Genomic DNA, 19,270 nt, shown 5'->3' on the forward strand with positions numbered 1-19,270 from the left:
TCATGGCGAAGCTCAGCACCGAAGAGCTCCTCGGCCAGTTCAAGGAACTGACCCTGCTGGAGCTGTCGGAGTTCGTTAAGGCTTTCGAGGAGGAGTTCGGCGTCACCGCCGCCGCCCCGGTCGCCGTTGCCGCTGCCCCGGCCGCGGGTGGAGGCGCCCCGGCCGAAGAGGCCGCGGAGCAGGACGAGTTCGACGTCGTTCTCGAGAGCGCCGGCGACAAGAAGATCCAGGTCATCAAGGAGGTGCGCGGTCTCACCAGCCTTGGGCTGAAGGAGGCCAAGGACCTCGTCGAGTCGGCCCCCAAGGCCGTCCTGGAGAAGGTCGACAAGGCTGCCGCGGAGAAGGCCAAGGAGGCCCTCGAGGGCGCCGGCGCCACCGTCACCCTGAAGTGACCTCAGTTACGTTCCGTTCCGGAGCGTAACGAATGTGTAGAGAAGGGCGGTCCCCGCAAGGGGGCCGCCCTTCTTGCATTTGGTCATGGTTAGGATCGCAACCGCTTGACAGCTAGGGGTTACGAAAAAACGTACTCGTGCGTAACCTAGGCCACTGCCCCGTCGTTGGAACCGGAGTACTCGTCGGTTCGGGGCCAGTCAGATCATTCCCGTGAGGAGGACCGGTGGGCGTCGAAGTCCGCGTCGAAGGTCTCACCAAGTCCTTCGGTAGCCAGCTGATCTGGGGCGACGTGTCCCTGACCCTGCCGGCCGGTGAGATCTGCGTGATGCTCGGCCCGTCCGGCACCGGCAAGTCGGTGTTCCTGAAGACGCTGATCGGGCTGCTGAAGCCCGACAAGGGGCATGTCTGGATCGAGGGCACCGACATCGCCACCTGCAGCGAGCGTGAGCTGTACGACATCCGCCGGCTGTTCGGTGTGCTGTTCCAGGACGGCGCGATGTTCGGCTCGATGAACCTGTACGACAACGTCGCGTTCCCGCTGCGCGAGCACACCAAGAAGTCCGAGTCCGACATCCGCTCCATCGTGATGGAGAAGATGGAGATGGTCGGCCTGGTCGGCGCCGAGCGGAAGCTGCCCGGCGAGATCTCCGGCGGGATGCGCAAGCGGGCCGGCCTGGCCCGCGCGCTGGTCCTCGACCCCGAGATCCTGCTCGTCGACGAGCCCGACTCCGGTCTCGACCCGGTCCGTACGTCGTTCCTCAACCAGGTGATGATCGACCTGAACGAGGCGTTCAGCCCGACGTTCCTGATCGTCACCCACGACGTGAACACCGCGCGGACGGTCCCGGACAACATCGGCATGCTGTACCACCGGCACCTGGCCATGTTCGGCCCGCGGGAGATGCTGCTGTCCAGCGAGGAGCCGGTGGTCCGCCAGTTCCTGAACGCGCAGATGGTCGGCCCGATCGGGATGTCCGAGGAGAAGGACGCCGAAGAGCTGGCCGCCGAGGCCGGCCAGGAGCTGCCGCCGCTGCCGCCGATCCCGATCCAGCAGCTGCCCAGCAGCGGCATGCTTCGCCCGACCCAGCGCGAGCCGGGCGCCTGGTGCCGCGAGAACGGAGTCACCCCGCCACCGGGATCATTCGAGTCGAACGTGGTGGGCGCCAGGTGACAGTTTCCCCAACCGCCCCGCTGAAGCATGCAGGTTCGCTGTTCGCCTTCGCGCTCGACACCGGCCGGGCCACGTTCCGCCGGCCGTTCCAGGTGAAGGAGTTCCTCCAGCAGGCCTGGTTCGTCGCGAGCGTGACGATCATCCCCACCGCGCTGGTCGCGATCCCGTTCGGCGCGGTGATCGCGCTGCAGGTCGGCGGCCTGATCAAGCAGTTCGGCGCGCAGGCGTTCACCGGCTCGGCCGCGGTGCTGGCCGTCGTCCGTGAGGCGTCGCCGATCGCGACCGCGTTGCTGATCGCCGGGGCCGGTGGCTCGGCGATCTGCGCGGACCTCGGTTCGCGGAAGATCCGTGAAGAGCTCGACGCGATGATGGTGCTCGGCATCGACCCGATCCAGCGTCTCGTCGTACCGCGGGTGCTGGCGACGATGCTGGTCGCGTTCTTCCTGAACGGGTTCGTCAGCGTGGTCGGCGTGATGGGCGGCTACGTCTTCAACGTCGTGCTGCAGGACGGCACACCAGGTAGCTACATCGCGTCCTTCACCGCGCTCGCCCACCTGCCCGACCTGTGGCAGGGCCAGGCGAAGGCGCTGGTGTTCGGCTTCATCGCCGCGGTCGTCGCGGCGTACAAGGGTGTGAACGCGGGCGGCGGACCGAAGGGTGTCGGCGACGCGGTGAACCAGTCCGTCGTCATCACGTTCATGCTGCTGTTCGTCGCGAACTTCTCGATGACCGCGATCTACTTCCAGCTCGTCCCGCCGAAGGGGGCGTGACGTGTCGGCCCTGATGGACAACCTGGTCAAGAAGCCGCTGAACTCGCTCGACCACCTCGGCGAGCAGCTCGCGTTCTACATCAAGGCGCTCGCCTGGTCCGGCAAGTCCGTCACCCGGTACAAGCGAGAGATCTTCCGGCTGCTGGCCGAGGTGACGCTGGGCACCGGCGCGCTCGCGGTCATCGGCGGCACGGTCGGCGTGATCACGTTCCTGGCCTTCTTCACCGGCACCGAGGTCGGCCTGCAGGGCTACTCGGCGCTGAACCAGATCGGTACGTCGGCGTTCGCCGGCTTCGTCTCGGCGTACATCAACACCCGTGAGATCGGCCCGCTGATCGCAGGTATCGCGCTCGCCGCGACCGTCGGTTGCGGTTTCACCGCGCAGCTCGGCGCGATGCGGATCAGCGAGGAGATCGACGCCCTCGAGGTGATGGCGATCCCGTCGCTGCCGTTCCTCGTCACCACCCGCATCATCGCGGGACTCATCGCCGTCATCCCGCTGTACGTCGTGGGCCTGCTCGCGTCGTACTTCGCCACGCGGCTCACGGTGACCACGTTCTACGGGCAGAGCACCGGCACGTACGACCATTACTTCCATCTGTTCCTGCCACCCGGAGACGTGCTCTGGTCGTTCGGCAAGGTGCTGGTGTTCTCCGTGCTGGTCATCCTGGTGCACTGCTACCACGGCTACCACGCGACCGGCGGTCCGGCCGGCGTCGGCGTCGCGGTCGGTCGCGCCGTACGGACGTCGATCGTCGTGATCAACGTCGTCGACCTGCTGCTGTCGATGGCCATCTGGGGTACGACGACCACGGTGAGGTTGGCCGGATGACCCGATTGATCTCGCACAAGGTCCTCGGCGTCGCGTTCATCGGCGTGCTGTGCTTCCTGCTGTGGCTGACCTACGCGTTCTACGCGAAGGTCTTCACCAAGACCGTGGACGTCGAGCTGAAGACCAGTCACATCGGTCTGCAGCTCAACGACCATGCGGACGTGAAGCTGCGCGGGATCATCGTCGGCGAGGTCCGCGGAGTCTCCACCGACGGCGACGAGGCGACCGTCAAGCTCTCGCTGAAGCCCGATCAGGTCGACGAGATCTCCAGCGCGGTCAGCGCGCGGATCCTGCCGAAGACACTGTTCGGCGAGAAGTACGTCGCACTCGTACCGCCGAACGGACCGGAAGGCCGCCATATCAAGGCCGGCGACGTGATCAGCCGGGACAAGACCGCGGTCGGCATCGAGATCGAGAAGGTGCTGAACGACGCGCTGCCGCTGCTGCAGGCCGTCGACCCGGCCGACCTGAACGCGACGCTGAACACGCTGGCGACCGCCCTCGAGGGCCGCGGCACCGAGATCGCCGGCACGCTGACCCAGCTCGACGGGTACCTGAAGAAGCTGAACCCGAGCATCCCCAAGCTGATGGACGCCCTGGTCAAGCTCACCCAGGTCTCCGATCTGTACGGCGACGTCACGCCCGACCTGGTCCGTGCCCTGCGCAACCTGACCATCACCGGCAACACCGTGGTGGAGAAGGAACAGCAACTGCAGCAGTTCTTCGGCAACGTGCAGAACCTGTCGACCACCGGCAACGCCTTCCTCAAGGAGAACGAGGACCGCGTGATCCGGCTCGGCCAGGTCAGCCGTCCGGTGCTCGACCTGCTCGAGAAGTACTCGCCGGAGGTGCCGTGCTTCCTCCGGGTGATGGCCGACACCGCCCCGATCCTCAACGACACGTTCCGCGACGGACGGCTGAACATCAACCTCGAGTTGATCACCAACCAGCCCACGCCGTACGAGCCGAACGAGCTCCCGGCGTACAAGGACCACCGCGGCCCGACCTGTGTCGGCAGGAACTACAGCGTCCCGGGGGAGAAGCCCGGCCCGTACAACCAGGAGAACCCGGCGCCCTACGTGACCGGTGACGACGGCGTGATCGGCGACCACAACAAGAACCAGCGCTTCCCGCTGAACGTGCAGCTGAACCGCGCGATGCCCGGGTTCGCGATGGACACCCAAGGCGTCGGCACGCCGGCCGAGCAGAAGGTCGTCGATTCGGTCGTCGGCCCCGAGATGGGTCTCGCACCGAGCGACGTACCGGACCTGACCACGCTGCTGGTCGGCCCGCTGCTCCGCGGAGGCCAGGTGAATTTGAAGTGAGTTTCTTCGACAGGAAGACGACGTTCGACACCGTCCGGCTCGGGATCTTCGTCGTGGTGACCACGATCGCGACCGCGTTGCTCGCGGTGACGATCGGCAACATCACCTTCAACTCGACGACGAAGTACCGGGCCGTGTTCACCGACGCGGTCGGGCTGAACCAGGGTGACGACATCCGGATCGCGGGTGTGAAGGTCGGCCAGGTCGACAAGATCCAGCTGTACCACGACACGTTGGCGATGGTGACGTTCAGCGTCGACTCCGACCAGGTCGTCGACACCTCGACGCACGCCACGCTGCGCTACCGGAACCTGGTCGGCAACCGGTACATCGCGCTGACCGACGGCGTCGGCGGCGGCCAGCGGCTGAAGAAGAACGGCATCATCCCGAAGGAGCACACGACCCCCGCGCTGGACCTGTCGGTGCTGTTCAACGGCTTCAAGCCGCTCTTCACCGCGCTGACGCCCGCCGACGTGAACCAGTTCGCGTTCGAGGTGATCAAGGTGCTGCAGGGCGAGGGCGGCACGATCGAGTCGCTGCTGGCCAAGACCGCGTCGCTGACCACCACGCTGGCCGACGCGGACCAGGTGATCGGCGACCTGATCACGAACCTGACCTCGACGTTGCAGATCGTCTCGCAGCGGCAGCAGAACTTCTCCCAGCTGCTGGTCAACCTGCAGCAGTTCATCACCGGCCTGAGTCAGGACGTCACCCCGATCCTGAACTCGCTCGGCTCGATCAACTCGCTGAACACCAAGACCGCCGGCCTGCTGCAGCAGACCCGGGTGCCGATCAAGGCCGACCTGGACAAGCTCCGGATCACCGCCTCGACGCTCGACGACACTCAGGCGATCTGGGTGAAGACCCTGCAGTTCATGCCGCAGAAGCTGAACACGATGACCCGCACCGCGTCGTACGGCTCCTGGTTCAACTTCTACCTGTGCAACTTCGACGGCAACGTGACGCTGCCGACGGGGACCCGCGTTCCGGTCGCCTACGACCTCAACTCGGCGAGGTGCAAGAAGTGAAGCCGTTCCGCGAGCAGAACCAGGTGACGATCGGCGTGATCGGCCTGACCGTCATCGGCCTGATCATGCTGGCCGCGTTCAAGGCGCAGGACCTGCCGCTGATCGGCGGCGGCACGAAGTACTCCGCGCAGTTCTCCGAGGCGGGTGGCCTGAAGGCGAACGACGAGATCCGGGTGGCCGGCGTCCGCGTCGGCAAGGTCCGCAAGGTCGAGCTCGAGGGCACCCACGTCCGGGTCGACTTCGTGGTCGACAAGGGCGTGAAGCTCGGCGACCAGACCGGCGCCGAGATGAAGATCAAGACCCTGCTCGGACAGAAGTACCTGAAGCTCGACCCGGCCGGTCAGGGCAAGCTCAAGCCCGGTTCGGAGATCCCGCTGGCGCGGACGGTTTCGGCGTACGACGTCGTGGACGCGTTCACAGACCTGGCCAACACGACCGAGCGGATCAACACCGCCCAGCTGGCCAAGGCCCTGGACACGCTCTCGGCGACGTTCAAGAACACGCCCGAGGAAGTGCAGGCCTCGCTGACCGGGCTGTCCCGGCTGTCGCGCAACGTGGCCGCCCGGGACGAGCAGCTCAAGTTGTTGCTCCAGCACTCGAACGTGGTCACCAAGGTCCTTGCCGACCGCAACCAGCAGCTGATCAAGCTGATGAAGGACGGCAACACCGTCTTCCAGGCCGTGCAGGCGCGGCGGGCACTGATCCACCAGTTGCTGGTATCGACGCAGCAGCTGGCCTCGCAGATCACCGCGCTGGTCCGGGAGAACCGCAAGGACCTCGCCCCGACGCTGCAGAAGGTCAACGCGGTGCTCGCCGTCCTGCTGCAGAACCAGAACTCCCTGGACGCGAGCATCAAGGGTCTGGCGCCGTTCGTCCGGGTCTTCACCAACACGCTCGGTACCGGGCCGTGGTTCGACACCTACCTGCAGAACCTGGCGCCGGTCCCGGAGATCCCGTTGCCGAAGGTGCCGATTCCCGGGCTGCCGGCGATCCTGGGAGGTGGCGGCTGATGAAGGTCAACGCCCTGTCCCGGCTGATCGCGATCGGCGTGGTCGTGGTGATCCTCGCGGTCAGCGCCGTGACGCTGTGGCCGAAGCCCGACCGGGTGACCGCGACGGCGTACTTCCCGCGGGCGGTCTCGGTGTACCCGGGGTCCGACGTCCGGATCCTCGGAATCAAGGTCGGCGAGGTGGAGAGCATCACCCCGGCCGGCCGGACCGTCCGGGTGAAGTTCTGGTGGGACGCGAAGCACAAGGTGCCGGCGACCGCGAAGGCCGTGATCGCGTCGCCGTCGATCGTCGCCGACCGGTACATCCAGCTCACCCCGGCGTACTCCAAGGGCGAGGTGATGGCCGACGGCGCACAGATCCCGATCGAGCGCACCGCCGTGCCGCTGGAGCTCGACCAGATCTACCAGAGCCTGAACGACCTGTCCGTGGCGCTCGGGCCGAAGGGCGCGAACGACCAGGGCGCACTGGCGCGGCTCCTGGACGTCTCGGCGAAGAACCTGAACGGCCAGGGCGCCAAGCTGAACCAGACCATCACCGACGTCTCGAAGCTGACCAGCACGCTGTCGGGCAACTCCTCCGCGCTGTTCAACACGATCCGGCAGCTGCAGACGTTCGTGTCCGCGCTGGCGGCGAACGACCAGCTGGTCCGGCAGTTCAACTCGAACTTCGCCTCGGTCTCGACCACTCTGGCCGGTGAACGTCAGGACCTCGGCTCCGCGTTGTCGCTGCTCGCGACCGCGCTCGGCGAGGTCGCGACGTTCGTCAAGGACAACCGCGGTCTGGTGAAGACCACGGTCAGCAGTGCGACCCAGCTGTCGCAGATCCTGGTCAAGGAGAAGGCCGCGATCGCGGAGGTGCTCGACACCGCGCCACTCGGCCTCGGCAACCTGGCCCGGATCTACAACCCGCAGTTCGGCACGCTGGACCAGCGCATCAACCTGGCTCAGCTCGACGATCCGGCGACGTTCATCTGCTCGATCCTGTTGCAGGCGAACCAGTCGATGTCGACCTGCTCGGCGTTGAAGCCGGTCCTCGACGCGCTGGCGAAGCTGCCGTTGATCACCCAGCTGACCGGCGCCAACGCGCCCGTGAGTGGCGGTCCCGCCGGTACGCCGTGGGCCCCGCTACCGAAGGCCCCGTTGAACAGCCCCGACCCGGTCGATCCGACGCTCGGGGGGCTGGTCAAGTGAGACTCCCAAGAATCCAGCGCCGTACGTCGATCGTCGCCGGCGTGATCGCGCTTGCGACCCTGCTGACCGGCTGCGACTTCAGCGTGTACTCGCTGCCGTTGCCCGGTGGCGCGAAGATCAAGGGCCCGTCGTACACGGTCACCGTCGAGTTCGCCGACGTCCTGGACCTGGTGCCGAAGTCGACGGTGAAGGTGGACGACGTCACGGTCGGCACGGTCGAGAAGGTCTGGCTGGACGGATACGTCGCGAAGGTGCGGATCAAGCTGCCGAAGAGCCTCGCGCTGCCGGACAACACGCACGCCACGATCCGCCAGACCAGCCTGCTCGGCGAGAAGTTCGTGTCGCTGTCGCGGCCGACCGGGACCGAGCAGCCGCGCGGCAAGCTCGAGAACGGCGAGCTGATCCCGTTGTCGCGGACGACCAGCAACGTCGAGGTCGAGGAAGTCCTGTCCGCGCTCTCACTGCTGCTGAACGGCGGCGGCGTGGCCCAGTTGCAGATCATCACCCAGGAGCTGAACAAGGCGCTGACCGGCAACGAGCCGGCCATCCGGGACGTGCTGACCCAGCTGAACACCTTCGTCGGCACCCTGGACCAGAACAAGGCCCGGATCGTCACCGCGATCACCTCGGTGGACGCGCTGGCCAAGAAGCTCAACGCACAGAAGGCGACGCTGGCGACCGCGATCGACTCGCTGCCGAAGTCGATCGCGACCCTGGACAAGCAGCGGGCCGCGCTGGTCAAGACGCTGCAGGCGCTGGCGACGCTGGGCAACACCGCGACCCGGGTGATCACCTCGGCGCAGAAGGACCTGGTGGCCAACCTGCAGTCGCTGTACCCGATCCTGACCAAGCTGGCCGAGGCCGGGGCGAACCTACCGAAGTCGCTGGAGCTGCTCTTCACCTATCCGTTCCCGGACCAGGCTGCCAACGCCGCGAAGGGTGACTTCACCAACCTCGGGATCACCCTCGACGTGAACACCCAGAAAGCGCTCAAGGGCCTGCTCGGCCTGGACCTGCCGACAGTCGGCCCGACCGCGTTGCCGACCGGCCGGATCAGCCTGCCGGTGCACCTGCCGACCAGTCCGGGCAAGAGCGGCGGCGGCGTGCTGCCGACGCTCCCGGTCCCGACCGGTACGGCAACCACCTGCATCACCGTGCTCGGCCTGCCGGTCTGCACGCCGCAGCTGAAGCGGTCCGGGTTCGATCCCGACCTTGCCCGCGCGCTGATGCCTGGGGCGGTCGGATGATCACCAGAGCGGTCCGGATCCAGCTGATGGTGTTCCTGCTGATCACCGTCGTCGGCGTCGCGTTCGTCGGCGCGAAGTACGCCCAGGTCGACAAGCTGATCGTCGACACCGACTACACCGTCAGCGCGAGCTTCGCCGAGTCCGGTGGCATCTTCTCCGGCGCCGAGGTGACGTACCGCGGCCAGCCGGTCGGCCGGGTCGGCCAGCTCAAGCTGCTGTCCGACGGCGTCGACGTGAACCTCGTGATCGAGAAGAAGTTCAAGATCCCGAACGACCTGATGGCAGTGGTCGCGAACCGATCCGCGATCGGCGAGCAGTACGTCGACCTGCAGCCGCGCCGCGACGGAGCGCCGTACCTGCAGGACAACTCGAAGATCGCGCGCCAGGACACCGCCGTACCGATCGACACCACCGAGCTGCTGCTGAACCTCGACCAGCTGGTGAACTCGGTCGACAAGAACAGCCTGCGGACGACCGTCCGTGAGCTCGGTGCGGCGCTGAAGGGCAAGGGCGCCGACCTGCAGAAGATCATCGACAGCTCCGGTCAACTGATCGACACCGCGGACGCGAACGTGCTGCAGACGATCAAGCTGATCAACGACGGCGACACCGTACTCGCTACCCAGGTGGCCAGCGGCGACGCGATCAAGACCTGGGCCAAGAACCTCGCGCTGCTGTCCGACACCCTGGTCAGCTCCGACGCGAACCTGCGCAAGGTGATCGACCAGGGTTCGCTCGCCTCCACCCAGCTCACCGGCCTGATCCAGGACAACCGCGCGGACATCGCGGTGCTGCTGGGTAACCTGCTGACGGTGAGCGAACTGACCGCGGTCCGGCTGGATGCCGTCGAGCAGCTGTTCGTCGTCTACCCGGCGGTGGCGATGGGCGGGTACGTCGTACCGGCCAAGGACCCGGGCACCGGGCACTACGACGCGCACTTCGGCCTGGTCGTCGGCCTGACCCCGCCTGCCTGCCGGCCCGGGTACGGCGGCACCGTCAAGCGGGTCCCGCAGAACACCGCGAACACCCCGGCCAACACCAAGGCCGGCTGTACGGCGAGCCCGTCGAGCGGGATCAACGTCCGCGGCTCGCAGAACAAGCCGAGCCCGTCGTCGCGCGACCTGAACCGGACCGGCTACGGCGTCGGGTACGACCCGGTGACCGGCGAGGCCGGCGGGTCGGACGGAATGCCGGCGCTGACGCTCGGCTCGACCGGCGGACAGGAGGAGCTGCTCGGCAGCGACTCCTGGAAGGCCCTGATCCTCGGACCGGTGACGAGCAAGTGATCGCACGGAACGGCCGGATGATTCTGGCGTGGGCGCTCAGCGTGCTGCTCCTGGTGGCGCTCGCCGGGCTGACGCTGTCGGTGGTCGCCCTGAGCAAGCAGCGGGCCGCCGACTCGCAGCGTGACGGCGCGATGAAGGCCGCGCGGCAGTTGGCGCTGGACTTCACGACGTACGACTACCAGACCTGGGACGCGGACTCGAAGCGGGTGCTGGACGACTCGACCGGGCAGTTCAAGCAGGAGTTCCAGTCCGGGATCGACGCCGTGAAGACCGACGTGGTGGCCAACAAGGCGACCTCCAAGGGGGACGTGAAGGAGGCCGCCGTGGTCTCGAACGACAAGGACTCCGCCCAGGTGCTCGTGATCGTGAACGCAGTGGTGACCAACACGGCCTCGACCGACGGGGTCGAACGCCGGTACCGGATCAAGCTGGATCTGGTCCGCGAGAAGGACCACTGGCTGACCGCCGACCTCCAGGTGGTGGGCTGATGGCGGACAATCGCAGCCGACCCCGCATCGCCGGCCAACGCCGCCCGAAGCCGGTCGGGTCGGACATCCAGGATGTCGCCGAGGGTGATCTGAAGACCACCGAGAGCTCTGTCGAGACCCCGGTCGAGGATGTGACACCAGCCACACCCGAGCCTGCGGAGCCCTCGAAGTCCGAGCCGGAGCGCCCTGTTGTCACACAGCGTGAGCGCAGGCAGAGCGACGTACTGCTGGCAGCCCTCGGTCTGGTCGTCGTCGTCACGCTGGTCGTCGCGGCTGTGCTCGGGGTCAAGGCGTGGCACGGGAAGCAGGCCGAGGACGCCCGCGACCAGGCCGCTGCCGCGGGCCGGAAAGCGGCCGAGACCGCACTCAGCTATGACTACCGTGACCTGGACAAAAGCTTCGCCGCGGCCCGCGCGACGATGACCCCGGACTTCGCCCAGAAGTTCGACGCCACCGCCAAGGTGGCCGGCGAGCTGGCCACCAAGACCAAGGCCACGGTGAAGGCCGACGTCCGCGAGGTCGGGGTCCGGGACGGCGACGCCGACCGGGTCACGCTGATCATCTTCGTCAACCAGACCACCACCAGCACGATCACGAAGGGTAGTCCCCGGGTGGATCTGAACCGGACCCGGTTCACAATGGTCCGAAACGGCGATCGATGGCTGGTCCAAGAGATCGCCGGACTGTAATCTCTAGGTGACTCCGCACCAAGAGGACGCTGGATGTCTCGTGGGTGATCTACCCACTGGAGACCCCGGGTCGGTCCTTGACGGACAGGGTGGTCCAACGGCAAACTATTGGACCCCATTGGACAGGCTTGCCTGGATCATGTAGCCTATTGCTTTGCGCTGCCTTTTTCCTCACCTCGGCTTCGGGTCTCGACTTGACTGGGGCGGCTTGGCGTGCGCTCCCAGCACCGATGTGATTTTGCGAGCCCGTGGAAGGACGCCCCTTGGTCGCCTCGCGCAACCCCCAGTCCGACAGCATTTCCAACGTCACCGGCCCCCGCCGCATCTCCTTCGCAAAGATCTCCGAGCCGCTCCAGGTTCCGGATCTGCTTGCGCTTCAGGTGGATAGTTTCGACTGGCTGGTCGGTAACGAAACGTGGCAGGCCCGTGTGGCCGCCGCCGAGGCCGAGGGGCGGTCGGACCTGTCCGGCCCCAGCGGCCTGGAAGAGATTTTCGAGGAGATCTCCCCGATCGAGGACTTCAGCGGCACCATGTCGCTGTCGTTCCGCGACCACCGCTTCGAGCCTCCGAAGAACACGGTCGACGAGTGCAAGGAGCGCGATGTCACGTACTCCGCGCCCCTGTTCGTCACCGCCGAGTTCATGAACAACGAAACCGGTGAGATCAAGAGCCAGACCGTCTTCATGGGCGACTTCCCGCTGATGACGCGCAAGGGCACTTTCGTCATCAACGGCACCGAGCGGGTCGTCGTGTCCCAGCTCGTCCGCTCGCCCGGTGTGTACTTCGAGCGCACCCCGGACAAGACGTCCGACAAGGACATCTTCACCGCCAAGATCATCCCGTCGCGCGGCGCGTGGCTGGAGTTCGAGGTGGACAAGCGCGACATGGTCGGCGTCCGCCTCGACCGCAAGCGCAAGCAGAACGTCACCGTGCTGCTCAAGGCGCTCGGCTGGACCGACGCGCAGATCCTGGAAGAGTTCGGCGAGTACGAGTCGATCCGGCTGACCCTGGAGAAGGACCACACCTCCGGGCAGGACGACGCGCTGCTGGACATCTACCGCAAGCTGCGTCCGGGTGAGCCGCCGACCCGCGAGGCCGCGCAGGCGCTGCTGGAGAACTACTACTTCAACGGCAAGCGCTACGACCTGGCCAAGGTCGGTCGCTACAAGATCAACAAGAAGCTCGGCCGTGACGAGGCGCACGACATGGCGGTGCTGACCGTCGACGACATCGTCGCCACGATCAAGTACCTGGTCGCGCTGCACGAAGGCAAGACCGAGCTGCCCGCGCCGAAGGGCGAGATCGTCGTCGAGGAAGACGACATCGACCACTTCGGCAACCGCCGTCTGCGCACGGTCGGCGAGCTGATCCAGAACCAGCTCCGCACCGGCCTGGCCCGGATGGAGCGGGTGGTCCGCGAGCGGATGACGACCCAGGACGTCGAGGCGATCACGCCGCAGACCCTGATCAACATCCGTCCGGTGGTGGCGGCGCTGAAGGAGTTCTTCGGCACCTCCCAGCTGTCGCAGTTCATGGACCAGACGAACCCGGTCGCGGGTCTGACCCACAAGCGCCGGCTGAACGCGCTCGGCCCGGGTGGTCTGAGCCGTGAGCGGGCCGGCTTCGAGGTCCGCGACGTGCACCCGTCCCACTACGGCCGGATGTGCCCGATCGAGACCCCGGAAGGCCCGAACATCGGCCTGATCGGCTCGCTCGCGTCGTACGGCCGGGTGAACGCGTTCGGCTTCGTCGAGACGCCGTACCGCAAGGTCGTCGAGGGCCAGGTGACCGACCAGGTCGACTACCTGACCGCCGACGAGGAGGACCGGTTCGTCATCGCGCAGGCCAACGCCGCGCTGACCGACGACAACCGGTTCGCCGAGGAGCGCGTGCTGGTCCGTCGCCGTCACGGTGAGGTCGAGCTCGTGCCGATCGACGACGTGGACTACATGGACGTCTCGCCGCGCCAGATGGTGTCGGTCGCGACGGCCCTGATCCCGTTCCTCGAGCACGACGACGCCAACCGCGCGCTGATGGGTTCGAACATGCAGCGCCAGGCGGTGCCGCTGATCACCTCGGACGCGCCGCTGGTCGGCACCGGCATGGAGTTCCGCGGTGCTGTCGACGCCGGAGACGTGGTCGTCTCCGACAAGGCGGGTGTGGTCAAGGAGGTCTCGGCCGACCTGATCGAGATCGCCGCCGACGACGGCACGTACCAGACCTACCGGATGGCGAAGTTCCGCCGCTCGAACCAGGGCACCTGCATCAACCAGCGCCCGCTGGTCGACGCCGGGCAGCGGGTCGAGATCGGTACGCCGCTGGCGGACGGTCCGTGCACCGACGAGGGCGAGATGGCTCTCGGCCGGAACATGCTGGTCGCGTTCATGACGTGGGAGGGCTACAACTACGAGGACGCGATCATCCTCAGCCAGCGCGTCGTACAGCAGGACCTGCTGACCTCGATCCACATCGAGGAGCACGAGGTCGACGCTCGCGACACCAAGCTGGGTCCGGAGGAGATCACCCGGGACATCCCGAACGTCTCCGACGAGATGCTGTCCGACCTGGACGAGCGCGGCATCATCCGGATCGGCGCCGAGGTCACCACCGGCGACATCCTGGTCGGCAAGGTCACGCCGAAGGGCGAGACCGAGCTGACCCCGGAGGAGCGGCTGCTCCGTGCGATCTTCGGTGAGAAGGCGCGCGAGGTCCGCGACACGTCGCTGAAGGTGCCGCACGGCGAGGAGGGCACCGTCATCGGTGTCCGCGTCTTCGACCGCGACAACGGCGACGAGCTGCCGCCGGGCGTCAACCAGCTGGTCCGCGTGTACGTGGCCCAGAAGCGGAAGATCTCGGTCGGCGACAAGCTGGCCGGCCGGCACGGCAACAAGGGCGTCATCTCCAAGATCCTTCCGGTCGAGGACATGCCGTTCCTCGAGGACGGCACCCACGTCGACGTGATCCTGAACCCGCTGGGCGTGCCCGGCCGGATGAACGTCGGCCAGGTGCTGGAGACCCACCTCGGGTGGATCGCCAGCCGCGGCTGGGAGGTCGACCCGGAGAACGAGGCGGAGTGGGCGCAGCGGCTGATCAAGATCGGCGCCGGTGCGGCCGAGCCGATGACGAACGTCGCCACCCCGGTCTTCGACGGCGCCACCGAGGAAGAGGTCACCGGCCTGCTCTCCTCGACGCTGCCGAACCGGGACGGTGTCCGGATGGTCAACGGCCAGGGCAAGGCGCGCCTGTTCGACGGCCGTTCGGGTGAGCCGTTCCCGGACCCGATCGGTGTCGGTTACATGTACATGCTGAAGCTGCACCACCTGGTCGACGACAAGATCCACGCGCGTTCGACCGGTCCGTACTCGATGATCACGCAGCAGCCGCTGGGCGGTAAGGCCCAGTTCGGCGGCCAGCGGTTCGGCGAGATGGAGGTGTGGGCCCTCGAGGCCTACGGTGCCGCCTTCGCGCTGCAGGAACTGCTGACGATCAAGTCCGACGATGTCGTCGGCCGGGTCAAGGTGTACGAGGCGATCGTCAAGGGCGAGAACATCCCGGAGCCGGGTATCCCGGAGTCGTTCAAGGTTCTGGTCAAGGAAATGCAGTCCCTCTGCCTCAATGTCGAGGTGCTCTCGTCCGACGGAAGCCGGGTCGAGATGCGCGACAGCGAGGAGGACGTCTTCCGGGCGGCAGAGGAACTGGGCATCGACCTGTCCCGGCGCGAGCCGAACAGTGTCGAGGAGGTCTGAGCGGGTTGCCGCTTGAGATCAACAACCAACTCACTCAGACCACTTTTAGCAACGGGAGATAACACATCGTGCTCGACGTGAACTTCTTCGACGAGCTTCGGATCGGCCTGGCGACCGCGGATGAGATCCGCCAGTGGTCGCACGGCGAGGTCAAGAAGCCGGAGACGATCAACTACCGGACGCTCAAGCCCGAGCGTGACGGCCTCTTCTGCGAGAAGATCTTCGGTCCCACCCGGGACTGGGAGTGCTACTGCGGCAAGTACAAGCGCGTTCGCTTCAAGGGCATCATCTGCGAGCGGTGTGGCGTCGAGGTCACCCGCTCCAAGGTGCGCCGCGAGCGGATGGGCCACATCGAGCTGGCCGCGCCGGTCACCCACATCTGGTACTTCAAGGGTGTCCCGTCGCGGCTCGGCTACCTGCTCGACCTCGCCCCGAAGGACCTGGAGAAGGTCATCTACTTCGCGGCGTACATGATCACCGACGTCGACGACGAGGCCAGGCACCGTGACCTGTCCTCGCTCGAGGGTCGCGTGGACGTGGAGCGCAAGCAGCTCGAGAACCGTCGTGACAACGACATCGAGCAGCGGATGAAGAAGCTCGAGGAGGACCTGGCGCAGCTCGAGGCCGAGGGCGCCAAGGCCGACGTACGCCGCAAGGTGAAGGAAGGCGCCGAGCGTGAGGTCAAGCAGCTGCGCGACCGTGCGCAGCGCGAGATCGACCGCCTCGACGAGGTCTGGACCCGGTTCAAGAACCTCAAGGTCCAGGACCTGGAGGGCGACGAGATCCTCTACCGCGCCATGAAGGAGCGGTTCGGCAAGTACTTCGAGGGCGCCATGGGTGCCGCCGCGATCCAGCGCCGGCTGGAGACCTTCGACCTGAAGGCCGAGGCGGACAACCTGCGCGAGACGATCAAGACCGGTAAGGGCCAGCGCAAGACGCGTGCCCTGAAGCGGCTCAAGGTCGTCACGGCGTTCCTGGCCACCAACAACAGCCCGATGGGCATGGTGCTCGACTGCGTCCCGGTGATCCCGCCGGACCTGCGGCCGATGGTTCAGCTCGACGGTGGCCGGTTCGCCACCTCGGACCTGAACGACCTGTACCGCCGGGTGATCAACCGGAACAACCGGCTCAAGCGGCTGCTCGACCTGGGCGCGCCGGAGATCATCGTCAACAACGAGAAGCGGATGCTGCAGGAGGCCGTCGACGCGCTGTTCGACAACGGCCGCCGCGGTCGTCCGGTCACCGGCCCGGGCAACCGGCCGCTGAAGTCGCTGTCCGACATGCTCAAGGGCAAGCAGGGTCGTTTCCGTCAGAACCTGCTGGGCAAGCGCGTCGACTACTCGGGCCGTTCGGTCATCGTGGTCGGCCCGCAGCTGAAGCTGCACCAGTGCGGTCTGCCGAAGGCGATGGCGCTGGAGCTGTTCAAGCCGTTCGTGATGAAGCGGCTGGTCGACCTCAACCACGCGCAGAACATCAAGTCCGCCAAGCGGATGGTCGAGCGTCAGCGCGCCCAGGTCTGGGACGTGCTGGAAGAGGTCATCACCGAGCACCCGGTTCTGCTCAACCGTGCACCAACCCTGCACCGGCTGGGTATCCAGGCGTTCGAGCCGCAGCTGATCGAGGGCAAGGCGATCCAGATCCACCCGCTCGTCTGCTCCGCGTTCAACGCGGACTTCGACGGTGACCAGATGGCGGTGCACCTGCCGCTGTCGGCCGAGGCGCAGGCCGAGGCCCGGATCCTGATGCTGTCGACCAACAACATCCTGAAGCCGGCCGACGGCCGTCCGGTCACGATGCCGACGCAGGACATGATCATCGGCATCTACTTCCTGACGATGCTCAAGGACGGCGCCAAGGGCGAGGGCCGGGCGTTCAGCTCGGTGGCCGAGGCGATCATGGCCTTCGACCGCCACGAGCTGTCGCTGCAGGCGAAGATCTCGCTGCGGCTGAGCGGTTCCGCGGCTCCGGCCGACGCGATCGAGCTGGGCGACGGCGGTTTCGCGATGGAGACCACGCTGGGGCGTGCGCTCTTCAACGAGGCGCTGCCGGCGGACTACCCGTTCGTCGACACCGAGGTGGGCAAGAAGCAGCTCGGCGGGATCGTCAACGACCTGGCGGAGCGGTACACCAAGGTCGAGGTCGCACACGCCCTCGACGCGCTGAAGGACCTCGGTTACTACTGGTCCACCCGTTCCGGGGTGACCGTGTCGATCGACGACTTCAGCACGCCGCCGTCCAAGCCGGAGATCATGGCTCGGTACGAGGCCCAGGCCGAGAAGGTCCAGAAGCAGTTCGAGCGGGGTCTGATCACCTCGTCCGAGCGGCGACAGGAGCTGATCGAGATCTGGACCGGCGCCAACGCCGAGGTCGGTAAGGCGATGGAGGAGAACTTCGCCAAGGACAACCCGATCTGGATGATGGTGCACTCCGGTGCCCGAGGCAACATGATGCAGATCCGGCAGATCTCCGGTATGCGTGGTCTGGTGGCCAACCCGAAGGGCGAGATCATCGCCCGGCCGATCAAGTCCAACTTCCGCGAGGGCCTGTCGGTGGTCGAGTACTTCATCGCCACCCACGGTGCGCGGAAGGGTCTGGCCGACACCGCGCTGCGGACCGCCGACTCGGGTTACCTGACCCGTCGTCTGGTGGACGTCTCGCAGGACGTGATCATCCGCGAGGAGGACTGCGGCACCGAGCGGGGCCTGCCGAAGCAGATCGGCGAGAAGGACCCGAGCGGCAAGGTCGTGCACGCCGAGAACGTCGAGACCAGCGCGTACGCGCGGACCCTGGCCACCGACGCCCTGGACGCCGACGGCAACGTCGTGCTCGCCGGTGGCGCCGACCTGGGCGACGTGTCGATCGCGAAGCTGGTCGCGGCCGGGATCGAGGAGGTCAAGGTCCGGTCGGTGCTCACCTGTGACGCCAAGACCGGTACCTGCGCGAAGTGCTACGGCCGTTCGCTGGCGACCGGCAAGCCGGTCGACATCGGCGAGGCGGTCGGCATCATCGCGGCGCAGTCCATCGGTGAGCCGGGTACGCAGCTGACGATGCGTACCTTCCACACCGGCGGTGTCGCGGGTGATGACATCACCCACGGTCTGCCGCGTGTCGTCGAGCTCTTCGAGGCTCGCCAGCCCAAGGGCAAGGCGCCGATCTCGGAGGCCGCCGGCCGGATCTCGATCGAGGACACCGACAAGACCCGGAAGCTGGTGCTCACCCCGGACGACGGTTCCGAGGAGGTCGCCTACCCGGTGTCGAAGCGTGGCCGCCTGCTGATCGAAGAGGGTCAGCACGTCGAGGTCGGTCAGCAGCTGACGCAGGGTACGCCGGACCCGCAGGAGGTTCTGCGGATCCTGGGTGTCCGCAAGGCGCAGGAGCACCTGGTGGACGAGGTCCAGGAGGTGTACCGGTCGCAGGGTGTGGCCATCCACGACAAGCACATCGAGATCATCGTCCGGCAGATGCTGCGCCGGGTCACGGTGATCGAGTCGGGCGACGCCCAGCTGCTGCCGGGTGAGCTCGCGGACCGGATCATGTTCGAGGCGGAGAACCGCCGCGTCGTGGCCGAGGGCGGTACGCCGGCCTCGGGTCGTCCGGTGCTGATGGGTATCACCAAGGCCTCGCTGGCGACGGAGTCGTGGCTGTCGGCCGCCTCCTTCCAGGAGACGACCCGCGTCCTCACCGAGGCCGCGATCCACGGCAAGTCCGACTCGCTGGTCGGTCTGAAGGAGAACGTCATCATCGGCAAGCTGATCCCGGCCGGTACGGGCATGGACCGTTACCGCAACATCCGGGTGGAGCCCACCGAGGAGGCGAAGGCCGCGATGTACTCGATGGTCGGCTACGAGTCGTACGACTACGACTTCGGCCCGTCCTCGGGCCAGTCGGTCCCGCTCGACGACTTCGACCTCGGTTCGTACCAGAACTGATTCGCAGTCACATCGCCGAGGGCGGCATCCCCATCCGGGGGTGCCGCCCTCGCGGCATTTCGGGCCGCTGACGGAGGCGGCTGGAAAAGACACTCGGGGTGGCGGCTGAAAGTGTGCGCGGGATAGGCCAAGATTGGTGCATGACGGATCTGCCGGCCTACCTGCG

At 66.7% G+C, this 19,270-nt stretch carries 14 protein-coding genes; all 14 read left to right on the plus strand.

The window, feature by feature from the left end; genetic code table 11:
* Positions 1 to 2: 2 nt before the first annotated feature.
* Positions 3 to 392, plus strand: a complete 390-nt coding sequence (gene rplL, locus EV653_RS28365; RefSeq protein ID WP_134107138.1) for a 50S ribosomal protein L7/L12 — start codon at positions 3 to 5, stop codon at positions 390 to 392.
* 224 nt (positions 393 to 616) lie between these two features.
* Complete coding sequence (locus EV653_RS28370) at positions 617 to 1,564, plus strand: ABC transporter ATP-binding protein (protein ID WP_134107140.1); 948 nt, start codon at positions 617 to 619, stop codon at positions 1,562 to 1,564.
* Complete coding sequence (locus tag EV653_RS28375) at positions 1,561 to 2,334, plus strand: MlaE family ABC transporter permease (protein WP_134107142.1); 774 nt, start codon at positions 1,561 to 1,563, stop codon at positions 2,332 to 2,334. The genes EV653_RS28370 and EV653_RS28375 overlap by 4 nt, the downstream gene beginning before the upstream one ends.
* A gap of 13 nt (positions 2,335 to 2,347) precedes the next feature.
* On the plus strand, positions 2,348 to 3,166 hold the full coding sequence (locus tag EV653_RS28380) for an MlaE family ABC transporter permease (RefSeq protein WP_134109275.1): 819 nt from the start codon (positions 2,348 to 2,350) through the stop codon (positions 3,164 to 3,166).
* Positions 3,163 to 4,491 (plus strand): MCE family protein, encoded by a 1,329-nt coding sequence (locus tag EV653_RS28385; RefSeq protein ID WP_238160423.1) that lies wholly within the window; start codon positions 3,163 to 3,165, stop codon positions 4,489 to 4,491. Before EV653_RS28380 ends, EV653_RS28385 begins: the two co-directional genes overlap by 4 nt.
* Positions 4,488 to 5,519: an MCE family protein gene (locus EV653_RS28390; RefSeq protein ID WP_134107144.1), complete on the plus strand. Its 1,032-nt coding sequence runs from the start codon at positions 4,488 to 4,490 to the stop codon at positions 5,517 to 5,519. Before EV653_RS28385 ends, EV653_RS28390 begins: the two co-directional genes overlap by 4 nt.
* Entirely contained in the window at positions 5,516 to 6,529 is a 1,014-nt protein-coding gene (locus EV653_RS28395) for an MCE family protein (protein ID WP_134107146.1), read from the plus strand. Before EV653_RS28390 ends, EV653_RS28395 begins: the two co-directional genes overlap by 4 nt.
* The gene (locus EV653_RS28400; RefSeq protein ID WP_134107148.1) at positions 6,529 to 7,719 is read left to right on the plus strand and encodes an MCE family protein; all 1,191 of its coding nucleotides are present in this window, start codon (positions 6,529 to 6,531) and stop codon (positions 7,717 to 7,719) included. Before EV653_RS28395 ends, EV653_RS28400 begins: the two co-directional genes overlap by 1 nt.
* Entirely contained in the window at positions 7,716 to 8,966 is a 1,251-nt protein-coding gene (locus tag EV653_RS28405) for an MCE family protein (protein ID WP_134107150.1), read from the plus strand. Before EV653_RS28400 ends, EV653_RS28405 begins: the two co-directional genes overlap by 4 nt.
* Positions 8,963 to 10,252, plus strand: a complete 1,290-nt coding sequence (locus EV653_RS28410) for an MCE family protein (protein ID WP_134107152.1) — start codon at positions 8,963 to 8,965, stop codon at positions 10,250 to 10,252. The genes EV653_RS28405 and EV653_RS28410 overlap by 4 nt, the downstream gene beginning before the upstream one ends.
* Before the next feature lie 17 nt (positions 10,253 to 10,269).
* Complete coding sequence (locus tag EV653_RS28415; RefSeq protein ID WP_134107154.1) at positions 10,270 to 10,740, plus strand: hypothetical protein; 471 nt, start codon at positions 10,270 to 10,272, stop codon at positions 10,738 to 10,740.
* Positions 10,740 to 11,429, plus strand: coding sequence for a hypothetical protein (locus tag EV653_RS28420; protein WP_134107156.1), 690 nt, complete (start codon positions 10,740 to 10,742; stop codon positions 11,427 to 11,429). The genes EV653_RS28415 and EV653_RS28420 overlap by 1 nt, the downstream gene beginning before the upstream one ends.
* Before the next feature lie 263 nt (positions 11,430 to 11,692).
* On the plus strand, positions 11,693 to 15,175 hold the full coding sequence (gene rpoB / locus EV653_RS28425; RefSeq protein ID WP_134109279.1) for a DNA-directed RNA polymerase subunit beta: 3,483 nt from the start codon (positions 11,693 to 11,695) through the stop codon (positions 15,173 to 15,175).
* A gap of 68 nt (positions 15,176 to 15,243) precedes the next feature.
* Complete coding sequence (locus tag EV653_RS28430; RefSeq protein WP_134107158.1) at positions 15,244 to 19,104, plus strand: DNA-directed RNA polymerase subunit beta'; 3,861 nt, start codon at positions 15,244 to 15,246, stop codon at positions 19,102 to 19,104.
* Positions 19,105 to 19,270: the final 166 nt, after the last annotated feature.

Origin of the sequence: Kribbella pratensis (assembly GCF_004365355.1) — a bacterium.
In the GTDB taxonomy this organism is placed as follows: domain Bacteria; phylum Actinomycetota; class Actinomycetes; order Propionibacteriales; family Kribbellaceae; genus Kribbella.

Coding starts and splice junctions, on each gene's coding strand:
- EV653_RS28420 (WP_134107156.1), top strand. CDS start 10,740: ATGGCGGACAATCGCAGCCGACCCCGCATCGCCGGCCAACGCCGCCCG.
- EV653_RS28400 (WP_134107148.1), top strand. CDS start 6,529: ATGAAGGTCAACGCCCTGTCCCGGCTGATCGCGATCGGCGTGGTCGTG.
- rplL (WP_134107138.1), top strand. CDS start 3: ATGGCGAAGCTCAGCACCGAAGAGCTCCTCGGCCAGTTCAAGGAACTG.
- EV653_RS28385 (WP_238160423.1), top strand. CDS start 3,163: ATGACCCGATTGATCTCGCACAAGGTCCTCGGCGTCGCGTTCATCGGC.
- EV653_RS28410 (WP_134107152.1), top strand. CDS start 8,963: ATGATCACCAGAGCGGTCCGGATCCAGCTGATGGTGTTCCTGCTGATC.
- EV653_RS28415 (WP_134107154.1), top strand. CDS start 10,270: ATGATTCTGGCGTGGGCGCTCAGCGTGCTGCTCCTGGTGGCGCTCGCC.
- EV653_RS28380 (WP_134109275.1), top strand. CDS start 2,348: ATGGACAACCTGGTCAAGAAGCCGCTGAACTCGCTCGACCACCTCGGC.